This is a genomic window from Pseudomonas reactans (assembly GCF_013387025.1).
Taxonomy (GTDB): domain Bacteria; phylum Pseudomonadota; class Gammaproteobacteria; order Pseudomonadales; family Pseudomonadaceae; genus Aquipseudomonas; species Aquipseudomonas reactans.
The window spans coordinates 137,725-156,442 of record NZ_JACAQP010000004.1; the positions used below are offsets into that span (position 1 = coordinate 137,725).

Genomic DNA, 18,718 nt, shown 5'->3' on the forward strand with positions numbered 1-18,718 from the left:
TTCAGAGATCGGCGGGCAATGGCTCTTTAAGCCATTGCAGTGCGTTCTTTTCCAGGCTGCCATCGGCCTTGGCCGCGACCAGGATCTGGTTGACCTTCTCCAGCAGTGCCGGCTCGTTCTTGTTCACGCCCACGTACACCGGCGAATCCTTGAGCTTCACTTTCAGCGCGGGCACGCGTTTCGGGTTGCGTTCGCTGATCGCCACCATCACCACGTTGCCGCTGGCGATCAGGTCGACCTGGCCAGCCAAGTAGGCGGCGATGGTCGAGTTGTTGTCTTCGAAACGCTTGATCGTGGCTTCCTTGGGCGCGACGGCGGTCAGCTCGATGTCTTCAATGGCGCCACGGGTCACGCTGATGGTCTTGCCCTTGAGGTCGTCGGTGCTGCTGATGGCCGCTTCAGGCGGGCCGAACACAGCCAGGTAGAACGGTGCATAGGCCTTGGAGAAGTCGATGACCTTTTCCCGCTCGGCGTTCTTGCCCAGGCTGGAGATCACCAGGTCGACCTTGCCGGTGGTGAGGAAGGGAATGCGGTTGGTGCTGTTGACTGGGGTGAGTTCCAATTTGACCTTGAGCTGGTCGGCCAGCAGCTTGGCGGTGTCGATGTCCAGGCCGCGGGGTTTCATGTCGGGACCGACCGAGCCGAACGGCGGGAAGTCCTGGGGTACGGCGACCTTGAGGGTGCCACGGGCGACGATGTCGTCCAGACCGTTGGCCTGGGCGGGTGCCTGGCTCAGCATCAGGCTGGCAAACAGGGCAGTAAGCAGGGCGCTGTAGCGCTTGGTCATGGCAACTCTCCGAGAAGGGCGAAGGAATTTTCTGGATTTGCTCAGTGCACAGCCCATGCCATCACCCTGAATAGTCCCTGCAAGCCATGGATTTGTTGAGTCGGGGTGGTCTTACTGGTCTGAACAGTTGCAGCGGTTTTCGCACCCTTTTCGAGCGGCGATAAAACCTCGCGAGCCCCTTTGGGGCGTGGCTTGCCGTCGGCCGCGAATAGCTTTACAACTAGCCGCTCAGTTGTCTGGAACCTTGAGTTTTCTATGAATTCCATCGCCCAAGCCGTACCGGAAGCGGCCCTGCAGGCCATCCGCAAACTGATCAAGGAGCAAGGCTTCGGGCCGGGCGATGCCTTGCCGTCGCAACGGGATCTGGCGGTGCAGTTGGGGGTCAGCCGGGCGTCGTTGCGCGAAGCGTTGTCGTCCCTGAGCGCATTGGGTGTGGTCAGTGTGCAGCCAGGGAAGGGCGTGTTCGTGCAGGCCGCCGAGGAATCACCGGGGTTTGCCTGGCCCTTTGCGGCCCAGGCCACGCCGCTGGATATCTTCCAGTTGCGCTATGCGCTGGAAGGGTTCGCGGCGGGGCTGGCGGCGGTGACGCTGACCCTTGATGAGTTGGACAGCCTGGAAGACAACGTCGAGGCCATGCGCAAGGTACTCAAGGCCGGCGACTTCGAGGCGGCCGCGCGGCTGGACTTCGAATTCCACCAGCGCATCCTGCTAGCCAGCGGTAATCAGGCGATGGTGAGCATTCTGAGTGCCAGCGCCGAGGTGTTTCTGGAGAGCCAGAAGCTACCGTTCATCCGGCCGGAGCGGGCCATGGAAACCTGGCAGGAGCACCGCCGGATCCTGCGCGCCCTGGCCCGGCGCGCCAGTGCGGCGGCGCAGAAAACCATGCAGGAACACGTGCGCAATGCGGCGCTGCGTACGGGCATTGCCTTCGTGACTCCCGTCACGCCGTGAGTTGGGCTATACCCAAACTCATGCACCACCATAGCAAGAGTCAATCAGAGGCGGCTTCCTGAACGCGGGAAGGGCGGCTATGATGGGCCACGTTTTTTTTGCTTACAATCCGGAGACATCCATGAGCAACGATCTTATCAAGCACGTCACCGACGCGACCTTTGAGGCCGAAGTACTCAAGGCTGCTGGCCCGGTGCTGGTTGACTACTGGGCTGAATGGTGCGGCCCTTGCAAAATGATCGCTCCAGTCCTGGACGACATTGCGACCACCTACGAAGGCAAGCTGACCATTGCCAAGCTGAACATCGACGACAACCAGGAAACCCCGGCCAAGCACGGCGTGCGTGGTATCCCGACCCTGATGCTGTTCAAGAACGGCAACGTCGAAGCGACCAAAGTAGGCGCGCTGTCGAAGTCTCAGCTGCAAGCTTTCCTCGACGCGAACATCTAAGCGTCGTCAAAAAAGCCCCGCAAATTAGCGGGGCTTTTTCGTGAAACAGGGCTAGACGCTCCGAAACTCAGGTGGTACATTCGGCCCCGCACTGGTTTCTCCACTGCCCCCTGCATGCCGTCGCCGACGCACTCCTTTTCGATTAGTACGCGATCCTGTCGCCTTCTCCGCGGCGCGGCCTCATTAAGCCAAAAGCTTAATTTCCCCCCTCCATAAATGATTACGTCATTCCTATATGAATCTGACTGAACTCAAGCAAAAGCCGATTACCGACCTGCTCCAGCTGGCCGAAGAAATGGGCATAGAAAATATGGCCCGTTCGCGCAAGCAGGACGTGATTTTCTCCCTGCTGAAAAAGCACGCGAAAAGCGGCGAGGAAATCTCCGGTGATGGCGTGCTGGAGATTCTCCAGGACGGCTTCGGCTTCCTCCGCTCTGCTGACGCCTCCTATCTTGCCGGCCCCGACGATATCTATGTCTCGCCGAGCCAGATCCGTCGCTTCAACTTGCGCACCGGTGACACCATCGTTGGCAAGATCCGCCCTCCGAAGGAAGGTGAGCGTTATTTCGCCCTGCTCAAGGTCGACACGATCAACTTCGATCGTCCCGAGAACGCGAAAAACAAGATTCTCTTCGAGAACCTGACGCCGCTGTTCCCGACCGTGCGCATGAAGATGGAAGCCGGTAACGGTTCCACCGAAGACCTGACCGGTCGTGTGATCGACCTGTGCGCCCCGATCGGCAAGGGCCAGCGTGGCCTGATCGTCGCACCGCCGAAAGCCGGTAAGACCATCATGCTGCAGAACATTGCAGCGAACATCGCGCGTAACAATCCTGAAGTTCACCTGATCGTGCTGTTGATCGATGAGCGTCCGGAAGAAGTGACCGAAATGCAGCGCACCGTGCGCGGCGAAGTGGTTGCCTCCACGTTCGATGAGCCGCCAACCCGCCACGTGCAGGTTGCCGAAATGGTGATCGAGAAGGCCAAGCGCCTGGTCGAGCACAAGAAGGACGTGGTGATCCTGCTCGACTCCATCACCCGTCTGGCCCGTGCCTACAACACCGTGATCCCAAGCTCTGGCAAGGTATTGACCGGTGGTGTCGATGCCCACGCCCTGGAGAAACCGAAGCGTTTCTTCGGCGCCGCGCGGAACATTGAAGAAGGCGGCTCGCTGACCATTATCGCCACCGCACTGGTTGAAACCGGTTCGAAGATGGACGAAGTGATCTACGAAGAGTTCAAGGGTACCGGCAACATGGAACTGCCCCTGGACCGTCGTATCGCAGAAAAACGCGTGTTCCCGGCGATCAACATCAACCGTTCCGGCACCCGCCGCGAAGAGTTGCTGACCGCCGATGACGAACTGCAGCGTATGTGGATCCTGCGCAAGCTGCTGCACCCGATGGATGAAGTTGCAGCCATCGAGTTCCTGGTCGACAAGCTGAAAACCACCAAGACCAACGACGAGTTCTTCCTGTCGATGAAGCGTAAGTAATACGACGTTTCAGGTCCGAAAGAATGGCGCCCTCAGGGGCGCCATTTTTTTTCGCCTGCTTTTTAAGCGCCGTTGGCACCCAAATGCACCGCGATAAGCTGCCAGCGGCCGTCATAGCAGGTAGGATGTACGCCTATTTTACGGGTGGCATGGTTAATGAAATTCAAGGATCTTCGGGATTTCGTGCAGCAACTTGAGCAGCGCGGAGAGTTGAAACGTATCCAGATGCCGATTTCCCCGGTGCTGGAAATGACTGAGATTTGCGACCGTACCCTGCGTAACAAGGGCCCGGCGCTGCTGTTCGAGAACCCGACCGGCTTTGATATCCCGGTGCTCGGCAACCTGTTCGGCACGCCCGAACGCGTGGCCTTTGGCATGGGCGCCGAGTCGGTCAGCGAGCTGCGCGAGATCGGCAAGCTGCTGGCCTTCCTCAAGGAGCCCGAGCCGCCCAAGGGGCTCAAGGATGCCTGGTCGAAGCTGCCTATCTTCCGCAAGATCATTGCCATGGCCCCTAAAGTGGTCAAGGACGCGGTGTGCCAAGAGGTCGTCATCGAAGGCGACGACGTCGACCTGGCCATGCTACCGGTGCAAACCTGCTGGCCCGGCGACGTCGGCCCGCTGATCACCTGGGGCCTGACCGTCACCAAGGGCCCGAACAAGGACCGCCAGAACCTCGGTATCTACCGCCAGCAAGTGATCGGCCGCAATAAGGTGATCATGCGTTGGCTGAGCCACCGTGGCGGCGCGCTGGACTTCCGCGAATGGTGCGAAAAGCACCCCGGCAAACCTTTCCCGGTCTCCGTGGCCCTGGGTGCCGACCCGGCGACCATCCTCGGCGCCGTGACCCCGGTGCCCGACAGCCTGTCCGAATACGCGTTTGCCGGCCTGCTGCGGGGTAACCGCACCGAGTTGGTGAAGTGCCGTGGCAACGACCTGCAAGTGCCGGCCACGGCCGAAATCATCCTCGAAGGCGTGATTCATCCGGGCGAAATGGCCGATGAAGGCCCGTACGGCGACCACACCGGCTACTACAACGAAGTCGACAGCTTCCCGGTGTTCACCGTCGAGCGCATCACCCACCGCATCAAGCCGATCTACCACAGCACCTATACCGGCCGTCCGCCGGATGAGCCGGCCATTCTGGGCGTGGCACTCAACGAAGTGTTCGTGCCGATCCTGCAAAAGCAATTCCCGGAGATCACCGATTTCTACCTGCCGCCCGAAGGCTGCTCGTACCGCATGGCCATCGTGACCATGAAGAAGTCGTACCCAGGCCACGCCAAGCGGGTAATGCTCGGTGTGTGGTCGTTTTTGCGACAGTTCATGTATACCAAGTTCGTTATTGTCACCGACGACGACATCAATGCCCGCGACTGGAACGACGTGATCTGGGCCATCACCACGCGCATGGACCCCAAGCGCGACACGGTGATGATCGATAACACACCGATCGACTACCTCGACTTCGCCTCGCCGGTGTCGGGTCTGGGTTCGAAGATGGGCCTGGACGCCACTCACAAGTGGCCGGGTGAAACCACCCGCGAGTGGGGCCGGGTGATCGTCAAGGATGAAGCCGTCACCGCCCGTGTCGATGCGATCTGGAAAGAATTGGGAATAGATTGATGCGTGTAACCCTGCAACCTTCCGGCGCCGTGCTGGAACTGGTCCCCGGCGAGCGAATCCTCGAAGGCGCGCGCCGCCTGGGCTACGAATGCCCCCAGGCCTGTCGCAACGGTGTGTGCCACGTGTGTGCCGCGCTGCTGGTGGAAGGCCGCGTGCAGCAGGCCGGTGAAGTACGTGATCACGGCGAGTTCTACACTTGCATCGCCGAGCCGCTGGAAGATTGCATTGTGTTGTGGGATGGCGTGCTGGCGCCGGGAGAGTTGCCGTTGCGCAAGTTGTCGTGCCAATTGAGTGAATGCGTCGAGGTGGGTGGCGATGTGTGGCGCGTGCGCCTGCGTGCGCCGGCCGGCAAGGCGGTGCGTTACCACGCCGGGCAATACCTGATGATCGAGCGGGAGAACGGTGAAAAGTCCGCGTTTTCCCTGGCCTCGGCACCCCATGCCGGGCGCGAGCTGGAGCTGCATGTACTGGCCCGCGAGGACAGCGCGCGCACCTTGCTTGAGCAGCTGCAACGCAACCAGATGGCGCGCGTCGAGCTGCCTTTTGGTGATACCCACCTGGCCGAGCTGCCGGATGGGCCGCTGGTGCTGATCGCCGCCGGCACCGGCATGGCGCAGATGCACAGCCTGATTGAACACTGCCGTGCTTCTGGCTTCAAACACCCGGTGCACCTGTACTGGGGCGTGCGCCGTCCGGAAGATTTCTACGAGATTGAGCATTGGGACCAGTGGCTGCAACTGCCCAACCTGTTCCTGCACAAAGTTGTCAGTGACCTGTGCGGCTGGGAAGGGCGCTGCGGGCTGTTGCATGAAGCGGTGTGCGAAGACATCACCGACCTCAAGGCTGTGCACGTCTACGCCAGCGGTTCACCGGCGATGATCTACGGCACGCTGGACGCACTGGTCGAGGCTGGTATGGATGCGCACCAGATGCGTGCCGATGTGTTTGCCTACGCGCCTCGGCCCTAAAAGCGTACGCCAGTCGTGACCATTGCGGCATTGAACCCCAGCAACACCAATTCCGCCGCCACCGGCCCGTAATGCGCGCCCACCGACGGAATGATCACCGGCGCCACGCCGAAACGGTTCAACGGGATCTTGTCGCGGTACTTGCCGCGATAACCCTGGATCGCCCCGCCCGTCAGCTTCAAATACACCGGATAGTCGGCCATGTCGTAGCGTTTTCCCGCATACGCATAGTACGAGCGCTGCCGGAACGAGTTGCGAAACGTCGCCCCGCCATACACAAATCCTGAGGCTTCATTGCGCTCCAGGCCGATCAGGTCCTGGTTGTTGTTGTGCTCGGGGTCGGGCGCGAAATGCCGGGTGTAGACGCTGGTCTGCGCGTACCAGAAGCCCTTGTCGTCTTCGGTGATCGGCGCTTCGCCTGCCAACGCGGTGGTGGCCTGGGCCAGGAACAGAAGGCCAGGCAATCGGAATTTTTTCATGGGTGCGACCTCGGTAGTCGGTTCGATGGGCGGCTAGTTGGGTCGTGATCTGTGTCCTATTTTGACGGCTTGGCACGTTTCAAGGCTGAACCGAGGCTGAAGGTAGCGGGATTGGCCCTCGCAATCCTGACGAATGGGCGGGTTTGCTTATGCATTCGCTTATGCTTTAAAGGTATTTAATTTGTTACATAAATATCCTTAAGCTATATCGCAACGGACTACCGACTCAATCACAACCACCAATAACTGACCGCCACCGCCCGCCAGCCGGATCGATCGTATGAACTCAGGACACGACGTTCTGGTTTTTGATTCAAGGGGAGCGGTATGGGGAGCTACAAGCAACACGCGCTGTACTCGGCGATTTTGTCGGCCAATTTGCTGACCGCCGTGGGTTTCAATCCTGTCTTCGCGGCCGAAACGTCCGCCACCGATGCACCCAAGCTCGACACCGTGATCGTCACCGGCACCCGCGCCCAAGAGCGTACGGCCAGTGCGTCGCTGTCGCCGATCGATGTGATTTCCGGCGACACTCTGCGCAGCACCGGTTCCGATGAGCTGGGGGCGGTGTTGGCGCGGCTGATTCCGTCAATCAACTTCCCGCGTCCGAGCCTGGTGGACGGCGCCGAACTGGTGCGCCCTGCGCAGTTGCGTGGGTTGTCGCCGGATCAGGTGCTGGTGTTGGTCAATGGCAAGCGCCGCCATACCAGCGCCTTCGTCAACCTAGGCGGGGCGGTGGGCCGCGGCTCGGCGCCGGCGGATTTGAACGCGATTCCGCTGTCGGCGGTCGACCATATCGAAGTGCTGCGCGACGGCGCCTCCGCGCGTTACGGCTCGGACGCGATTGCCGGGGTGATCAACGTGATCCTCAAACACGCCGACCATGGCGGTTCGATCTCCTCCAAGTTCGGCGAGTACAAGAAGGGCGACGGCATCCAGCGCAACCTCAGTGGCAATACCGGCGTGGCATTGGGTGACAACGGCTTTATCAACCTCTCGGCCGAAGGCGCTGACAACGACTACACCAACCGCGCCGGCAAGGATTTGCGCCCAGCCAGCGTAGGCTCCACGACCTACGGCCAGCAGGTGTTTCGCCAGGGCGAGCCGGCCACCAACGAAGGCAAATTCCAGTTCAACTCGGAATATTCCTTCAACGATGCGGCCGAGTTCTACACCTTCGGCGGCTACAGCAAACGTCGCGGCGAGACGGCGGCGTTCTACCGGGCGAGCAATGCGTCCAACAATATTCCGGCGCTCAACCCCAATGGCTACCTGCCGTTGATCAAGGGCAACCTGGAAGACACGTCGTTGGTGGTGGGCCTGCGCGGGCTGTTGGCCTATGACTGGCATTACGACTTGTCGGCCAACTACGGCAAGAACCAGTACGAACTGAGCACCGAAACCATCAACACGTCACTGGGTCTGGCCACGCCGCGCAAGTTCGACAACGGCACCCTGAGCAACGACCAGAAGCAAGTCAGCCTGGACCTGTCCCGTGAATTCGACGTGGGCTTCCTGCCGTACCCGGTCTCCGTGGCCTTTGGCGGTGAATACCTGCGCCAGGGTTATGAGATTGAGGCGGGTGAGCCGGCATCCTACTACCAGACCGGCAGTTCGGGCCTCGGCGGCTTCCGTGATGCCGACGCCGGCAGCAGTTCACGTCACAACTGGGCGCAGTACCTGGACCTGGAAACCAACTTCACCGAAAAACTCAGCGCGTCGGCGGCCGTACGGCATGAGGATTACAGTGACTTCGGTTCCAATGTCAGCGGCTCGCTGTCGGCCCGCTACGACTTCACCCCGCAGGTGGCCTTGCGCGGCAGCATTTCCAACGGTTTCCGCGCGCCGTCCCTGGCTCAGCAGAACTTCGCGTTTACTTCGTCGCAGTTGATCGGCAGCGACATCCGCGAGGCCGGCACTTTTCCGGCCTCCAGCCAGGTCGCACGCCTGCTGGGCGCGGAGGACCTGAAGGCCGAGAAGTCGCGTAACTACAGCCTCGGTCTGGTGCTGGAGCCCGCCGATGACCTGACCGTGACCGTGGATGTGTACCGCATCGATATTCGTGACCGCATCAGCCTGTCGTCCAACCTCAACCTGGACCCGGCCACCCAGGCTTATCTGCGCGCCAATGGCGTGGGCAACATCAACTACACCACCGCCCGCTACTTCACCAATGCTACGGACACCAGCACCGACGGCGTCGATCTGGTTGCCAACTACCGCTACCAGTTCGATAACGGCATCCGCTGGAACAGCACCGTGGGCTACAACTACAACCACACCAAGGTCACGGACGTGAAGCCCAACCCGGCCATCCTCGACAGCCTGGGCGCCAATCTGGTGCGCGTGGACCGTCGCGAGAAGAGCGGTTTGCTCGGCGATACCACGCCTGAACACAAGCTGAGCCTGGGTAACGACTTCACCTTCGGCAATTGGGCGCTGCACAGCAACCTGGTGCGCTATGGTGAATTCACCAGCTACCAGGCCGACAAGGCCAACGACCAGACCTTCAAGGCGGCCTGGGTGTTGGATTTGTCGGCGGACTACAAGTTGAAGAACTGGACCTTCACCCTCGGCGGCGACAACGTCACCGATAAATACCCGGAAAAGGTCAATGCCTTCGCCAGCAGTGGTGGCAATTTGGCCTATAGCACTTTTTCGCCGTACGGTTACAGCGGCGCGTTCTATTACGGTAAAGTTGCCTATAACTGGTAATACACAGGAGACCTAAGCGATTTGCCATGACCGTCATTGAATCCGATCTTTTGCAATTGGCTTACCCTCCGCGGCTCGATCTTGGGCCGCAACTCACTCACGAACAGTTGATGAGCTCAATGCAGGCCACCATGGCCCAGCACAAGGGTGGGCCGGTCTGGCTTTTCGCTTATGGTTCGCTGATCTGGCGCCCTGAATGCTCGTCGACCGAGCGGGTGCGGGCACGGGTCCACGGTTATCATCGAGGCCTGTACCTATGGTCCCATGAGCATCGGGGTACGCCGGAACTGCCGGGGTTGGTTTTCGGTTTGGATCGCGGTGGCTCTTGCAGCGGGTTTGCCTACCGCCTGCCGGAAGATCAGCTGGAGGCCTCGCTCTATGCCTTGTGGCAGCGCGAGATGCCTTATCCCTCCTACCGGCCGCATTGGCTCAGTTGCCGTCTCGAAGATGGCAGCACGGTGCAGGCGTTGGGATTTGTCTTGGAGCGGCACTTGCCCAGCTACGCCGGTAACCTGCCCGACATCGTGCTGAACCATGTGTTGCAGAGCGCTTGCGGGCGTTACGGCACTACTCGCGATTATGTCGAGCAGACCGTCAACGCCCTGCGTAGCCACGCCATGCCAGATAAGAACCTAGAGGCGCGGCTCAAGCGTTGTGCAAAGGGTGGCTCAGGCGCTTAACGCGCCGAGCTGACGCTGTTGGTGTGCCACAGCGTTGGGATCAGGAAGGCGATGGCCAAGATGCACGCGCCAATCAGCAGCACGAAACCACCGTCCCAGCCGAAGTGGTCCACGGTGTAGCCCATGGCCGCACTCGCCGCCACCGAACCGCCCAAGTAACCGAACAGACCGGTGAAGCCCGCAGCCGTGCCGGCGGCTTTCTTCGGTGCCAGTTCCAGCGCCTGCAGGCCGATCAGCATCACCGGGCCGTAGATCAGGAAGCCGATGGAGAACAGCGCGATCATATCGACCATCGGGTTGCCTGGCGGGTTGAGCCAGTACACCAGGGTCGCCACGGTCACCAGTGCCATGAACACGATGCCGGTCAGGCCACGGTTGCCACGGAAGATCTTGTCCGACATCCAGCCGCACAGCAGTGTGCCTGGGATACCGGCCCACTCATAGAAGAAGTACGCCCACGAGGATTTATCCACGGTGAAGTGCTTGGCTTCTTTCAAGTAGGTCGGCGCCCAGTCCAGCACGCCGTAGCGCAGCAGGTAGACGAACACGTTGGCGAAGGCGATGTACCACAGCATTTTGTTGCGCAGCACGTACTTGACGAAGATTTCCTTGGCGCTGAATTCGTCTTCGTGGCTGGCGTCGTAGCCTTCCGGGTAGTCGTTCTTGTACTTCTCGATAGGCGGCAGGCCCACCGATTGCGGGGTGTCGCGCATGGTGATGAAGGCAAAGGCCGCCACCAGCAGAGCCACAGTGGCCGGTACGTAGAAGGCTGCGTGCCAGTCGTTGAACCAGGCCATGCCCAGCAGGAACAGCGGGCCGATCAGGCCGCCACCGACGTTGTGCGCCACGTTCCATACCGACACCACGCCGCCGCGTTCTTTCTGCGACCACCAGTGCACCATGGTGCGCCCACTTGGCGGCCAGCCCATGCCTTGGGCCCAGCCGTTGATGAACAGCAAAATGAACATCATGGTCACGCTGGACGTCGCCCAAGGTGCGAAACCGAAAATGAACATCACCCCGGCCGAAACCAGCAGGCCGAAGGGCAGGAAGTAGCGTGGGTTGGAGCGGTCGGACACCAGGCCCATGAGGAACTTGGACAAGCCGTAGGCAATCGCGATGGCCGACATCGCCAGGCCCAGTTCGCCACGAGTGTAACCCTCGTCGATCAAGTAGGGCATGGCCAGGGAGAAGTTTTTGCGCAGCAGGTAGTAACCGGCGTAACCGAAGAAAATACCGGCGAAGATCTGCCAGCGCAGGCGTCGGTAGGTACTGTCTATTTTTTCTTCAGGCAGGGGCGCCTGATGGGCGGCAGGACGAAAGAAAGCAAACATTCAAGAGCTCCAAATTTCTTGTTTTGACTGCGGATGCGAATGTTACAGTTTCGTTACCGAAAATAGCATCGCCTCTTATCTGCAAACACAGGAAATGAGAGCAATTGCATGTTCTCTTACGAACATGTCGCGAATAGATAAGTGGTGGTCGTAAACAGATCTGTAGGAGCCGGCTTGCCGGCGATGAGGCCCGAAAGGTGGCGGTCATCTTTCTGAGGTCATCGCCGGCAAGCCGGCTCCTACAGGGGAAGGTCAGCGAGTCTGGACGACGACCTTGCCCACAGCCTTGCGCTGCCCCAGGTCATTGATCGCCTGGGCGGCTTGTTCCAGCGGATAGACCTGCGACACCAAAGGTTTGAGCTTTCCTTCGCCATACCAACTGAACAACTGCTGGAAGTTCGCCGCATTGTCCTGCGGCTGGCGCTGGGCAAACGAACCCCAGAACACCCCGACCACCGCCGCACCCTTGAGCAACGCCAGGTTCACCGGCAGTTCCGGAATGCGCCCGCTGGCGAAACCCACTACCAGCAGGCGGCCGTTCCAGGCAATGGCACGGATGGCCTGGTCAAACAGGTCGCCACCCACCGGGTCGTAGATCACATCGGCGCCGTTGCCGTCGGTAAGGCGCTTGATCTCGTCTTTCAGGCTGGCTTCGCTGTAGTTGATCAACTCATCGGCGCCGGCGGCCTTGGCCACGGCGAGTTTGTCGGCACTGCTGGCGGCGGCGATTACCCGCGCGCCCATGGCCTTGCCGATTTCAACGGCGGCCAGGCCCACGCCACCGGAGGCGCCGAGCACCAGCAGGGTTTCGCCGGGTTGCAGGTTGGCGCGTTGTTTCAGCGCGTGCATGGAGGTGCCGTAGGTCATGCTGAAGGCGGCGGCGGTGTTGAAGTCCATGCTCGGCGGGATCGGCAACACGTTATAGCCCGGCACCGCGACCTGCTCGGCAAAACTGCCCCAGCCGGTCAGCGCCATCACCCGGTCACCGGCTTTAAGGTGGCTGACCTTTTCCCCAACTTCACTGACCACGCCCGCCGCCTCGCCACCCGGCGAAAACGGGAACGGCGGCTTGAACTGGTACTTGCCCTCGATAATCAGCGTGTCCGGGAAGTTGACCCCGGCGGCATGCACGTCCAGCAGGATTTCGTTCTTCTTGATCGCCGGGCTTGCGACCTCTTCCAGCACCAGGGTTTCGGCAGGGCCGAAGGCTTTGCACAGCACAGCTTTCATCGGACTATTCCTTTTGGCGTCGTGGCCGATAAGTGTAGGAGGGTACGCCCGTGGGTCAACGAGCATGCCCGGGCCTGATAAGCCGCCATAAGCTTGTGCTCTGCCTTGCTAGCGTTATGCTACCCGGCAACCGAATGTGAGGAATGAACTGTGAAAGCGTGGATCCTGTTGATGCTGGCCCTGACGTTGCCGATGGCGGCCCAAGCCGAAGAAGCCAAAGAAGGCGAGGCGCCGAAGGTCAGCTATATCAGCCTGAGCCCGCCATTTGTGGGCAACTACGGCCTGGATGGCACGGCGAAACTCAAGGTGTTCAAGGCCGACATCGCCCTGCGCGTGACCGGCCCCGAAGCGGCGGCTGCCGTCAAAGCCAACGACGCGTTGATCCGTAATCAACTGGTGGCGCTGTTCACCCAGCAGACCAACGAGGCCATGAGTACCGTGGAAGGCAAGGAAAAACTGCGCCAGGAAGCCCTCAAGCAAACCCAGCAAGTGATGAATGACGAGACCGGCAAACCGGTGGTGGAAGATCTGCTGTTCAACAACTTGATCATCCAGTAATCACCAATAGGGTGCGGTTTCAGGAAGCCAGGCTCTTCCTGAACCGCGCCAGTGCCACTGCAAAAAACACCAACCCAATCCCCGCCAGCGCCAGCAAGTCCGGCCACACCACGCTCACGCCCGCATCGCGGAACAGAATCGCCGCGCTCAAACTCACAAAATGCGTCGACGGCGATCCTTGCATCACCCACTGCAACCACTCGGGCATGCTGTCCAACGGCGTACTACCGCCGGAGAGCAGCAGCATCGGGATGATCACCGGGATTGCCAGCAGGCCGAACTGCGGCGTCGATCGCGCGAGCGTCGCCAGGAAAATCCCCAAGGCCGTGCTGGCAAACAAGTACAACGCGGTCACGACCAGAAACAAGCTCAATGACCCGGCCAGCGGCACGCCGAGCAAACCTTTGACCACCACTTCCAGCGACAGCCAAGTGCACAGCACCACCACCAGCATATTGCTCCAGATTTTCGCCAGCATGATCTCCAACGCCGTCAGCGGCAGCACCAACAGATGGTCGAGGGTGCCGTGTTCGCGTTCACGCAGCAGCGCGGTGCCCGTCAGGACAATGGCGAGGATGGTGATGTTGTTGACGATCTGGATCACCGCCAGAAACCAGCCACCCTCCAGGTTGGTGTTGAACAGCGCGCGAGTCGTGAGCAGGGCGGGCGCCTGGTTGGTGGCGGCTTGCCCGCTGTAGGTCAGCAATTCCCGCTGGAAAATCCTCCCGATGTAGCCCGCGCCCATGAACGCCTGGCTCATGGCCGTGGCGTCCACGTTCACCTGCACGCCGGGTTGGCGACCGGCCAGCAGGTCAGCCTGGAAGTTCGCCGGCACATTGATCACGAAGGTGTATTCGCCGCTGTCCATGACCCTGTCCAACTGGTCATAGGCCAACGGCGTGGGCGCTTGAAATTCGGGCGGCTGCAGCGCCTCGGCCAGTTGCCGCGATAGCGAGCTGTGGTCTTCATCGACAAACGCCACGCTGGCGTTGTGCACGCCGATCACCGAGCCGGCGGCGGGCATATAGATGGCGACGGTGAAGGCGTAGAACAGAAACAGCAGCAACACGCTGTCATGGCGCAGGCTGGTCAGTTCCTTGATCCCCAGGCGCAGGATATGCGCGAACTTATGCATCAGGCCTCCTGCTTCTTGAGCATGACCAGGCTCAGCCCGGTAAACCCGACAAAGAACCCGAACAGCGCCAGGCATTGCGGCCACAACTGGCGCAGGTCCAAGGCCTTGGTGAAGGTGCCCACGGCGACATCCAGGAAGTGCCCCGCCGGAAACAGCATGCCCATCAACGCCGCTGCGCCTTCAAGGGACGAGCGCGGCACGATCAATCCGGAGAATTGAATGGTCGGTAGGCTGGTGATGATCATGGTGCCGAGGATCGCCGCGATCTGAGTGCGGGTGAACGCCGAAATCAGCAGGCCCATGCTGGTGGTCGCCAGCACATAGAGCAGGCCGCCGAACGCCAGCGTCAGGCCGCTGCCCTTGAACGGCACGCCGAACAGCCAGCGGTTCATCGCCACCAATACCGCCAGGTTGACCAGGCTCACGGCCAGGTACGGCGCCTGTTTACCGAGCAGAAACTCCAGGCGCGTCAGGGGCGTGGCGTAGAAGTTGGTGATCGAGCCCAGCTCCTTCTCGCGCACGATGCCGAGGGCGGTGAGCATCGCTGGGATAAACGCCAGGATCAGCGCCATCACACCGGGGCCGATGGCATTCACGCTGACCACGTCTTGGTTGTAGCGAAAGCGCGTTTCCAGCTTGGCGGCGGCTGGGTTGTTGCGCGGCAGGCTGCTCAGTTCGGCCAGTTGCTGCAGGTTTTCCTGGTGCACGGCCTCGACATAGTTGCGGCTGGTTTCTGCGCGAAACGGCATGCCGCCATCGAGCCAGGCGGCCACGCTGGGCTGGCGGCCGGCGTAGAGATCGCGGCCAAAGCCGGGTGGTATCTCCAGGGCCAGTTTGATTTCCGAACGTTGCAGGCGCCGGTGCAATTCAGTTGAGTCCTGAATCGGCGACTGCTCGGCGAAATAGCGTGAACTGCGAAACGCCTCCAGGTAGGCGCGGCTTTGCGGTGTCTGGTCCTGGTCGTAGACGGCGAAGGCGAGTTTTTCCACATCCAGGGAAATGCCGTAGCCGAAGATCACCATCATGAACATCGCGCCCAGCAACGCGAAGGCCATGCGCACCTTATCGCGCAGAAGCTCTTTGCCTTCGCGGCTGGCCACGGCCAATAGGCGGGCCAGGCTGAAACCGCGTTTGCTCACGGGCGGCGCGCTGGTTTCACTGACGGTTGCGGCGGGCGCCGTGGGCTCGGGTTCGCCTTGGGCCTGTTCCAGGCAGGTGACGAACGCTGCTTCCAAGGTGTCGCCCTGGAACTGCCGTTGCAGCGCATCCGGCGTATCGCAGGCGAGCACCTTGCCCGCGTGCATCAGGGAGATGCGGTCGCAGCGCTGGGCTTCGTTCATAAAGTGCGTGGACAGGAAAATCGTCACACCTTGTTCGCGGGATAGCTCGATCAGCAATCGCCAGAAGTCATCCCGCGCCGCCGGGTCGACGCCCGACGTAGGTTCGTCGAGGATCAGCACTTCCGGGCGATGCAGCACCGCCACCGCCAATGACAGACGCTGGCGCAGGCCGAGTGGCAACTCGCCCGACGGTTGTTCGGCGACATCCCCCAGGTCAAACCGCTGGATCAGCTCATCGATGCGCGGGCCGCTGTCGGCCTTGGGCAAGTCGAACAGTTGCGCATGCAGCACCAGGTTCTGGCGCACGCTGAGCTCGCCATACAACGAGAAGCTTTGTGACATGAAGCCCACGCGCTTGCGGGTCGCGAGGTCCTTGGCGTTCACCGGATTACCCAGCAGCGTCGCGCTGCCCTCGGTGGCGGGCATCAGCCCGGTGAGCACCTTCATGGTGGTGGTCTTGCCGCAGCCGTTGGAGCCGAGGAAGCCGAAGATCTCGCCGCGACCAATGGCGAAGCTGACCTTGTTCACGGCGGTGAAATCGCCGAAACGCAGGGTCAGGTCGTGAGCTTCGATGGCGATATCGGCGTTGTCGCTTTGCCGCGGTGGAATCACCAGCGGCTGGTTGTCGTGGGCGCTGTCGCCCTGGAAGTGGGTGAAGGCTTCGTCCAGTTTGCCGCTGGCGGTCGCGCCCGCCAGTTCACGGCTCAGGCCGTCTGCAATCAGCTTGCCGCGATCGAGCATCAGGCAATGTTCGAATTGCTCGGCTTCTTCCATGTAGGCCGTGGCCACTAGCAGCGTCAGTTGCGGGCGTTCGCGGCGCACGGTTTCTACCAGTTCCCAGAAACGTCGGCGGGACAGCGGATCGACGCCGGTGGTGGGTTCGTCGAGGATCAACAGGTCAGGGTCGTGGATCAGCGCGCAACACAGGCCGAGTTTCTGCTTCATCCCGCCGGAGAGCTTGCCGGCCGGGCGTTCTGCGAAGCGCGCAAGGTCGGTGGCCAGCAGCAGGTTGTGCATGCGCTGGTCGCAGTCGGCTTTCGACAGGCCAAACAACGTGGCAAAGAAACGGATGTTCTCGCTGATGGACAACTCGGGATACAAGTTGCCGCCCAGCCCTTGAGGCATAAAGGCGATGCGCGGGTACAGGCTGTTGCGGTGGCGGCGGTCTTCAATCGCACCGCCCAGCACTTGCAGTTGACCGTCCTGGAGCTTTTTGACCCCGGCGATCAAGCCCAGCAGGCTCGACTTGCCCGCGCCATCCGGCCCGATCAACCCGCAACGCGTACCGGCCGGGAGGCTGAACGTGATGTCGAGCAGGGCCTGTTGCTTGCCATAGCGATGGTTGATCGCCGTGGCTTGCAGCGCCAGGCCGGTCATTGCAGGTTGGCCGGCCAGTCGATATCGGCCGTGCGCACGTAGCCGGCGCCGGGCATGCCGGGTTTGGCCTGGGGTACGGCGCTGGGCTGGGTCAGGCGCAGTTTGACGCGGAACACCAGTTTCTGGCGTTCATTGCGGGTTTCAACTTCTTTGGGGGTGAACTGAGATTTGGCGGCGACAAAGCTGATCTTGGCCGGCAACGGTTGGTCAGGCAGGGCGTCGAGCAGAATACGCGCATCGCTGCCAACGGTGAGGCGGCCGGTGACGGAGGCGGGCAGGTAGAGGTTCATGTATTGATCGTTGGGATCGATCAGCAACAGGACACGCCCGCCCGCGCCGAGCACTTCGCCCGGCTCGGCCAGGCGCAGCTGGATAATGCCGTCGATGGGCGCGCGCAGGCTGCTGTCGTCGATCTCGCTGGTGAGCTGGGCGACCTGGGCCTCGGCGGCGCCGATCGCGGCCTTCACCGAGTTGACTTGGGCTTGTGCTGCGATCACGGCCGCATTGCCGGTGTTCTGCCGCGCCTGCTGTTGGTCAATCAACTGGCTGCTGGCGAAACCGCGCTTGTACAGTTCCTGGGTGCGCTTGAGTTCCTGGTTGGCCAGCAGTTGCTCGCTCTGGCGCAATTGCACGTTGGCCTCGGCGGCCGCGAAGTTTTCCTTGGCGCGCAGCACTTCGGCTTCGGCCTGGGCGCGCTGGGCTTCCAGCGTGCGGGTGTCCATGCGTGCGAGCAGTTGGCCTTTGAGGACCTTGTCGCCTTCGTCCACGCGCACCTCTGTCAGGCGTCCTGGGATCTTGGCGGCGATCTGCACTTCGGTGGATTCCAGGCGGCCGTTGCCCATGCTCAGGCCTTCGGGCAAGCGGTCCTGGGTGGAGCGCCAATAACCGAAGCCACCGGCGCCCAGCAACAGGGCGATGAGGGCGATGGCGAAAAGGCGAGAGGTGTGGTGGTTCGTCGACATGGCTGCTTCCTGCGGCGTTAGCGTCCTAGTTTGAGCGGTTTGCCCCTGCGTAGTGTTGATACCCATCAACTGTAGGAGCGGGCTTGCCCGCGAAAAACGTCAACGATAACGCGTACTCTCTGATTTGACGCGGTGTCCTGGCGTTTTTCGCGAGCAAGCTCGCTCCTACAGTGCTTAGCGCAGCGCCAGTACGGCGGCCCATTGCTCGGGCGTGACGGCCATTACTGAGAGCCGGCTGCCTTTTTGCACCAGTGGCAGTTCGGCAAGGGCGGCTTGTTGTTTCAGGTAGCCCAGGCCAAGCACTTTGGGAAAGGTCTGGACATGCGCGACGTTGATCGCGCTCCACGGATTTTTTTCCGGGGTGGCCTTGGCGTCGAAGTAGTGGCTTTCGGGCTCCAGCGCGGTGGGATCCGGGTAGGCCGCCTCCACGATTTTGCCGATGCCGGCAATGCCTGGCTCCGGGCAGCTAGAGTGGTAGAAGAAAAATTGGTCACCCACCGCCATCGCTCGCAGGAAGTTGCGCGCCTGATAGTTGCGCACCCCATCCCAGCGCGCTTCGCCGAGCTTTTCCAGGCCTTTGATGGAGAGTTCGTCGGGCTCGGATTTCATCAGCCAATAGGCCATTTTGGGGCT

General features: G+C 61.2%; 16 protein-coding genes. 8 read left to right on the forward strand and 8 right to left on the reverse strand.

Translation table 11 applies throughout. The features are described 5' to 3' along the window. Position 1: 1 nt before the first annotated feature. Positions 2–787, reverse strand: coding sequence for a transporter substrate-binding domain-containing protein (locus tag HX793_RS04070; RefSeq protein ID WP_095013955.1), 786 nt, complete (start codon positions 785–787; stop codon positions 2–4). A gap of 255 nt (positions 788–1,042) precedes the next feature. Here HX793_RS04070 and HX793_RS04075 point away from each other — a divergent pair, with 255 nt between their 5' ends. From HX793_RS04075 to HX793_RS04095, 5 genes are all read left to right on the forward strand, one after another. Continuing rightward, the gene (locus HX793_RS04075; protein ID WP_016978955.1) at positions 1,043–1,738 is read left to right on the forward strand and encodes a FadR/GntR family transcriptional regulator; all 696 of its coding nucleotides are present in this window, start codon (positions 1,043–1,045) and stop codon (positions 1,736–1,738) included. A 121-nt stretch (positions 1,739–1,859) separates the two neighbouring features. Beyond that, positions 1,860–2,189, forward strand: a complete 330-nt coding sequence (gene trxA / locus HX793_RS04080; protein ID WP_015886460.1) for a thioredoxin TrxA — start codon at positions 1,860–1,862, stop codon at positions 2,187–2,189. A 235-nt stretch (positions 2,190–2,424) separates the two neighbouring features. Next, positions 2,425–3,684 (forward strand): transcription termination factor Rho, encoded by a 1,260-nt coding sequence (gene rho, locus HX793_RS04085; protein WP_016973082.1) that lies wholly within the window; start codon positions 2,425–2,427, stop codon positions 3,682–3,684. A 156-nt stretch (positions 3,685–3,840) separates the two neighbouring features. Next, positions 3,841–5,307, forward strand: coding sequence for a 4-hydroxy-3-polyprenylbenzoate decarboxylase (gene ubiD / locus HX793_RS04090; protein WP_003176824.1), 1,467 nt, complete (start codon positions 3,841–3,843; stop codon positions 5,305–5,307). Beyond that, complete coding sequence (locus HX793_RS04095) at positions 5,307–6,275, forward strand: CDP-6-deoxy-delta-3,4-glucoseen reductase (RefSeq protein ID WP_033897532.1); 969 nt, start codon at positions 5,307–5,309, stop codon at positions 6,273–6,275. Before ubiD ends, HX793_RS04095 begins: the two co-directional genes overlap by 1 nt. Here the strand turns inward: HX793_RS04095 and HX793_RS04100 are convergent. Then, positions 6,272–6,754, reverse strand: coding sequence for a sn-glycerol-3-phosphate transporter (locus HX793_RS04100; protein WP_177052629.1), 483 nt, complete (start codon positions 6,752–6,754; stop codon positions 6,272–6,274). The genes HX793_RS04095 and HX793_RS04100 overlap by 4 nt on opposite strands. 327 nt (positions 6,755–7,081) lie before the next feature. Here HX793_RS04100 and HX793_RS04105 point away from each other — a divergent pair, with 327 nt between their 5' ends. After that, entirely contained in the window at positions 7,082–9,469 is a 2,388-nt protein-coding gene (locus HX793_RS04105; RefSeq protein ID WP_177097174.1) for a TonB-dependent receptor plug domain-containing protein, read from the forward strand. 26 nt (positions 9,470–9,495) lie between these two features. Next, complete coding sequence (locus HX793_RS04110; protein ID WP_016978959.1) at positions 9,496–10,149, forward strand: gamma-glutamylcyclotransferase; 654 nt, start codon at positions 9,496–9,498, stop codon at positions 10,147–10,149. On the opposite strand, the gene glpT is transcribed toward HX793_RS04110, so the two are convergent. Together glpT and HX793_RS04120 are read right to left on the reverse strand one after the other, a co-directional pair. Further along, positions 10,146–11,483, reverse strand: coding sequence for a glycerol-3-phosphate transporter (glpT, locus tag HX793_RS04115; RefSeq protein WP_016978960.1), 1,338 nt, complete (start codon positions 11,481–11,483; stop codon positions 10,146–10,148). The genes HX793_RS04110 and glpT overlap by 4 nt on opposite strands. Before the next feature lie 252 nt (positions 11,484–11,735). Next, positions 11,736–12,713: an NADPH:quinone oxidoreductase family protein gene (locus tag HX793_RS04120; protein WP_016978961.1), complete on the reverse strand. Its 978-nt coding sequence runs from the start codon at positions 12,711–12,713 to the stop codon at positions 11,736–11,738. Between the two features lie 150 nt (positions 12,714–12,863). Between HX793_RS04120 and HX793_RS04125 the strand changes: the two genes are divergently transcribed. Beyond that, on the forward strand, positions 12,864–13,271 hold the full coding sequence (locus HX793_RS04125) for a flagellar basal body-associated protein FliL (RefSeq protein ID WP_016978962.1): 408 nt from the start codon (positions 12,864–12,866) through the stop codon (positions 13,269–13,271). 19 nt (positions 13,272–13,290) lie between these two features. On the opposite strand, the gene HX793_RS04130 is transcribed toward HX793_RS04125, so the two are convergent. The 4 genes from HX793_RS04130 to HX793_RS04145 form a co-directional block, all read right to left on the reverse strand. Next, a complete protein-coding gene (locus HX793_RS04130) occupies positions 13,291–14,406 on the reverse strand; it encodes an ABC transporter permease (RefSeq protein ID WP_177097172.1) in 1,116 nt (371 codons plus the stop codon). Continuing rightward, complete coding sequence (gene rbbA / locus HX793_RS04135) at positions 14,406–17,123, reverse strand: ribosome-associated ATPase/putative transporter RbbA (protein WP_177097170.1); 2,718 nt, start codon at positions 17,121–17,123, stop codon at positions 14,406–14,408. The genes HX793_RS04130 and rbbA overlap by 1 nt, the downstream gene beginning before the upstream one ends. After that, positions 17,120–18,085, reverse strand: coding sequence for an HlyD family secretion protein (locus tag HX793_RS04140; protein ID WP_177097168.1), 966 nt, complete (start codon positions 18,083–18,085; stop codon positions 17,120–17,122). The genes rbbA and HX793_RS04140 overlap by 4 nt, the downstream gene beginning before the upstream one ends. A 174-nt stretch (positions 18,086–18,259) precedes the next feature. Further along, positions 18,260–18,709: an EVE domain-containing protein gene (locus tag HX793_RS04145; protein WP_177097165.1), complete on the reverse strand. Its 450-nt coding sequence runs from the start codon at positions 18,707–18,709 to the stop codon at positions 18,260–18,262. Positions 18,710–18,718: the final 9 nt, after the last annotated feature.

Coding starts and splice junctions, on each gene's coding strand:
- trxA (WP_015886460.1), top strand. CDS start 1,860: ATGAGCAACGATCTTATCAAGCACGTCACCGACGCGACCTTTGAGGCC.
- HX793_RS04110 (WP_016978959.1), top strand. CDS start 9,496: ATGACCGTCATTGAATCCGATCTTTTGCAATTGGCTTACCCTCCGCGG.
- HX793_RS04120 (WP_016978961.1), bottom strand. CDS start 12,713: ATGAAAGCTGTGCTGTGCAAAGCCTTCGGCCCTGCCGAAACCCTGGTG.
- glpT (WP_016978960.1), bottom strand. CDS start 11,483: ATGTTTGCTTTCTTTCGTCCTGCCGCCCATCAGGCGCCCCTGCCTGAA.
- HX793_RS04145 (WP_177097165.1), bottom strand. CDS start 18,709: ATGGCCTATTGGCTGATGAAATCCGAGCCCGACGAACTCTCCATCAAA.
- HX793_RS04070 (WP_095013955.1), bottom strand. CDS start 787: ATGACCAAGCGCTACAGCGCCCTGCTTACTGCCCTGTTTGCCAGCCTG.
- HX793_RS04140 (WP_177097168.1), bottom strand. CDS start 18,085: ATGTCGACGAACCACCACACCTCTCGCCTTTTCGCCATCGCCCTCATC.
- rho (WP_016973082.1), top strand. CDS start 2,425: ATGAATCTGACTGAACTCAAGCAAAAGCCGATTACCGACCTGCTCCAG.
- HX793_RS04105 (WP_177097174.1), top strand. CDS start 7,082: ATGGGGAGCTACAAGCAACACGCGCTGTACTCGGCGATTTTGTCGGCC.
- ubiD (WP_003176824.1), top strand. CDS start 3,841: ATGAAATTCAAGGATCTTCGGGATTTCGTGCAGCAACTTGAGCAGCGC.
- rbbA (WP_177097170.1), bottom strand. CDS start 17,123: ATGACCGGCCTGGCGCTGCAAGCCACGGCGATCAACCATCGCTATGGC.
- HX793_RS04130 (WP_177097172.1), bottom strand. CDS start 14,406: ATGCATAAGTTCGCGCATATCCTGCGCCTGGGGATCAAGGAACTGACC.
- HX793_RS04075 (WP_016978955.1), top strand. CDS start 1,043: ATGAATTCCATCGCCCAAGCCGTACCGGAAGCGGCCCTGCAGGCCATC.
- HX793_RS04100 (WP_177052629.1), bottom strand. CDS start 6,754: ATGAAAAAATTCCGATTGCCTGGCCTTCTGTTCCTGGCCCAGGCCACC.
- HX793_RS04095 (WP_033897532.1), top strand. CDS start 5,307: ATGCGTGTAACCCTGCAACCTTCCGGCGCCGTGCTGGAACTGGTCCCC.